The sequence below is a fragment of the Nodosilinea sp. LEGE 07088 genome, assembly GCF_015207395.1.
In the GTDB taxonomy this organism is placed as follows: domain Bacteria; phylum Cyanobacteriota; class Cyanobacteriia; order Phormidesmidales; family Phormidesmidaceae; genus Nodosilinea.
Window position 1 is genome coordinate 1 of sequence record NZ_JADEWX010000336.1, and the last position, 2,433, is coordinate 2,433.

Here is a 2,433-nt window from a genome sequence, read left to right on the forward strand (position 1 = left end):
GGACGTCCTGGCAGGATGAATCCGTGACGGCCCGTTATGCCCCTGCCTAATCGAGCGGTCCAGCCAGGGGGCACTCTCTTTTGAGCTGGCTTTCATTGACATTTAAGATAATCGCTGCTCCCTAGCCCTAAGGACTAGGATCTAAACTTGCGCCGTGGAGTACTAGGGCTCTGACTGTGGATTATATCTATACTCACTGGGCAAAGCGATCGACCGCCATAGCGTTGATTGCTGGGTCGGACTCACCTACTACGGCCTGGGCAAAGCGCTGAGCTACCGGCGGCAGGTACACAAAGGGGGCGCTAAACCCGGCCATTACCTGTAGCCCCTCAATGCCGGGCAGAGGGCCCACCAGGGGCAGGCCATCGCGGCTAAAGCTGACTCGGCAGCGTCGCCAGGTGCCGGGCACCTCTGCCAGCGCCGGGAGCTGACTAGCTATGGCGGCCCGCATGCGGCGATCGCTCTCGGCTGCATCCAGCTCCGCCTCTAAATCCGTCAGAGTGCGGCTAATCTGGCCCAGACACAGGTGACCATTTAAAAACTGAATTGCGCCGCTGTCGAGGATAGGGGGCGTGACCTCGTGGCCAGGTTCATCCCACTGGGTATCGGTATCGGGCTGGCTGGCCTTATTCTCCAGGGCAAACCGCTGGGTTTGGGCGGGCATAATCAGGGCGCGCAGCTTGAGAGCCAGCGGCGGCGTCTCGATCAGCTCAGCGTGGGTGTAGTAGAGCGGTACGCTTATTTTGGCCTGGTGCAGCAGCGCTCGACTAAAGGCCCCGGCGGCCACTAAAACATGCCTGGCAGGGTAGGCCTGCTCGGCCGTTAAGATCCCGGTGACTCGGTTTTTGATGCGGACCAGATCGACCACGGGCGCAATCACCTGGGTGCCGCCCAGGCGCTGAAAGGCCCGGTTGTAGGCGCTCACCAGCGCTAGGGGGGAGACATGGCCATGGCGCACGGTAAACGCGCCTGCGATCGCACCTCCATTCAGCAGCGGCTCCAGCTCTTGGGCTTCGGCTGCCGAAATAAATCGAGGCGGTGTTGAGCACTTGGCATAGGGCGCGGCGGCCACGTCAGGATCACCATCAGCCGCTAGGGTAAGCAGTAGATCTAACTCGCGAAATTGAGTATCCGCTTCGAGCTCATCACTGAGCTGGCGGTGTTTGGCGATGCCTTCACGACAGAGCTGCTGGGTCAGCTCGGTACTGCCCGACCAGTAGGGAATGCCGCCGTAGCTGTAGCGGGTGGCGTTACCGGGCTCTAGGGCACGATCGATCAGCAGCACCGAGAGGCCCTGGCGGGCCAGCTCATAGCTCACCGCCGCCCCCACCAGGCCGTTGCCCACCACAATCCAGTCAAAGGTTTGCATGGCTAGGCGTAGACCTGCCCCAGAATAGTCCGCAGGCGATCGTAGTCATCTTTGAGAAACACGCTCAGGGTGCGACCCGCCTGCACCAGCCAGGGGCGATCGAGCTTGCGCAGCTGGTAGCCCTGGCGCAGTACCGCCGCCACCAGGCTATCGACCGGGGCACTACCCATGGCCAGCAGCGTTCTCAGAAAATCGAGCTGCTCAGTAAATTCAATCACCACTTCTGGGGTGCAGTAGTACACGGCCTGGTGCACCTGGGGCGGGCGCGGCGGCAGGTGCTGAAACAGGGGCCCCAGGGGTTGCCCAGCCAGGTCGGGGGCGCGAAACCCCACGATCGCGGCTTTGAACTCGGTTTTGAGCATGGCAAAGATCTGCGGCTGCTGCTGGCGCAGATCTGCGAGCGACAGCCCCAGGGCCCGCGCCCGATGGACTGAGTCGATGGGGCTGGTGGTGGCATGGTAGACCACGGCATAGACCGTGTTGCCCGACTCTTCGTCGAGAGCGCGAACCCAGCTGCCAAAGGGTGGCATCGCCGAAAACGCCAGCGCCTCTGGCTCTAGGCACTGGGCCAAAAACTCGGTGGTGGCCGTTTCGATCACCTCGGCAATGTGATCGGGCTGGCGTGCCTGGGCCGCAGGCTGGGTTAGCGGTAAGCGCATGGGTATACCTAGCGTCGCTTACCGCTGCTGACTGGCTCTAACTCAGACATTTCGAAGGTGACCAGCTTATCCCAGTTGCCCCCTTCAAACAGCACGGCGACCTTGCCGTCGGTGATGCGCTGCACTAGACCCTGAAAACCATAGTAGGTGTCGTTGACGTTGGTAACTGTAACCGGAGCCCCAGGAAAAATCATGATGACCAAGACCTCTAAATTTCATGTCTGAATCTTTGTATTAGTGTAAGTCTGGAGCGGGGGAAGTCAATGACTGAATCTGAGTAAGTAGCTAGGCGCAATTAAATATAAAACGTTCCAGCGGATAATCACCGGCTTTACTGCGGGCTTCCATGCCGTCAATGACGGTCATGGCTAAGTCATATTCATTATCAAACATCTGGCCCGCAAT

Annotated in this window: 3 protein-coding genes; all 3 read right to left on the bottom strand. The window is 60.0% G+C overall.

From position 1 onward, the window contains the following. Window positions 1–193: 193 nt before the first annotated feature. Genes IQ254_RS30710 through IQ254_RS30720 form a run of 3 tightly spaced genes read right to left on the bottom strand, consistent with a single transcriptional unit; the run spans window position 194 to window position 2,222 of the window. Window positions 194–1,369, bottom strand: a complete 1,176-nt coding sequence (locus IQ254_RS30710; RefSeq protein ID WP_193969924.1) for an FAD-binding oxidoreductase — start codon at window positions 1,367–1,369, stop codon at window positions 194–196. Window positions 1,370–1,371: 2 nt separating this feature from the next. Next, window positions 1,372–2,028, bottom strand: coding sequence for an HAS-barrel domain-containing protein (locus IQ254_RS30715; RefSeq protein WP_193969925.1), 657 nt, complete (start codon window positions 2,026–2,028; stop codon window positions 1,372–1,374). An 8-nt stretch (window positions 2,029–2,036) separates the two neighbouring features. After that, entirely contained in the window at window positions 2,037–2,222 is a 186-nt protein-coding gene (locus IQ254_RS30720) for an NAD(P)H dehydrogenase subunit NdhS (protein ID WP_193969926.1), read from the bottom strand. Window positions 2,223–2,433 lie beyond the last annotated feature (211 nt).